The organism is Vibrio sp. 10N.222.46.A1 (genome assembly GCF_041473595.1).
Taxonomy (GTDB): domain Bacteria; phylum Pseudomonadota; class Gammaproteobacteria; order Enterobacterales; family Vibrionaceae; genus Vibrio; species Vibrio tasmaniensis_A.
In genome coordinates this window covers 1-1150 of sequence record NZ_JBFRSN010000672.1, presented here as the reverse complement: position 1 = coordinate 1150, position 1150 = coordinate 1, and the positions used below count along the sequence as shown (strand labels likewise).

The 1150-nt window shown below is 45.8% G+C and carries 1 protein-coding gene and 1 pseudogene; both read right to left on the bottom strand.

Going from position 1 to position 1150, the window contains the following annotated elements:
• Window positions 1-360, bottom strand: a pseudogene (locus AB4496_RS18135) (proline--tRNA ligase); the annotation flags it as partial.
• 101 nt (window positions 361-461) lie between these two features.
• Window positions 462-1148 carry a tRNA (N6-threonylcarbamoyladenosine(37)-N6)-methyltransferase TrmO gene (gene tsaA / locus AB4496_RS18130; protein WP_372131547.1) on the bottom strand — a complete coding sequence of 229 codons (687 nt, stop codon included), beginning with the start codon at window positions 1146-1148 and terminating at the stop codon, window positions 462-464.
• Window positions 1149-1150: the final 2 nt, after the last annotated feature.

The following is a 1150-nucleotide window of genomic DNA, read 5'->3' as shown; positions in this document are numbered from 1 at the left end:
GTTACGTACTAGGCTCGTTACCACTTCTTCTGCTGTTGGGCTAAGAACAAATGGACGAGAATGACGGTCTGTGAAACGAAGTAGCTCAGGACCCATCTTTTCAGAACGGCCAGTCTCTTCCCAAAGCTCAAACGGTTGAACTACGGGCATCAAGATTTCAACGGCACCTGCATTATCGATCTCTTGGCGAACGATATTTTCGACTTTACGCAGTACACGTAGACCAGTAGGTAGCCAAGTATATAAACCTGAAGCTAGCTTACGGATCATACCTGCACGTAGCATCAGCTGGTGGCTGATAACTTCTGCGTCGTTTGGAGTCTCTTTCAGAGTAGAAAGAAGGTAGTTACTGGTACGCATTCTATGGTATCCGTTTCATCATTGATAAAAGAAAACTTGCTGTCGTTCGTAACCACAGCAAATCTGATATAGCCGCATATAATATCAGCCTATTTGGGATCTCAAAAGCGTTCAATGTCAGTTACATTGATGAAAAGCGTTTCAACCACGAATTTCACGTTAAGATCGAACAAATTTACCGCATATTCCTTATTGTCAGGCTTACCTTTCTTATAGGCAGGGCGAGGATCTTGGCCTAATACTTCTTTGATCACCTGAATGATATGGCGTGCTTGTGGGTGGTTTGCGAGCTTACTTTGGGCTTGCTGCGAGAAGTTCACATCTAGCACTTCAGGTTCATCGGCGGCAAACCCTCCTAGTGCATCGGGAATTGAATCCGAGTAGGGGATATAAGGTTTGATGTCGATGATCGGTGTGCCGTCAACGAGATCAACACTGCCCAAGTCCAACCAAGTTTGTCCCTTTTCTTGAGATACACCTTTGAGCTCAACCGCGGACATACCCACTCCATTCGGTCTGAATGTGGCACGAGACGCGAATACACCAATACGTTCGTTCCCGCCAAGGCGAGGTGGCCTCACGGTTGGTTTCCATCCTGCTTCAAGGTTCTTATCGAACAAAAACAACAACCACACATGACTAAATTGTTCAATATCACGAACAGACTCAAGGCAGTTCGCTGCTTCAACTAGCCTGACTCTTGAGGTAGAAGTGGGTACTAACCTAGGCTGTCTTGGCACAGCGAACTTCTCTTTATAAGGAGACTCAATAAAGCCAACAGGTTCAATGG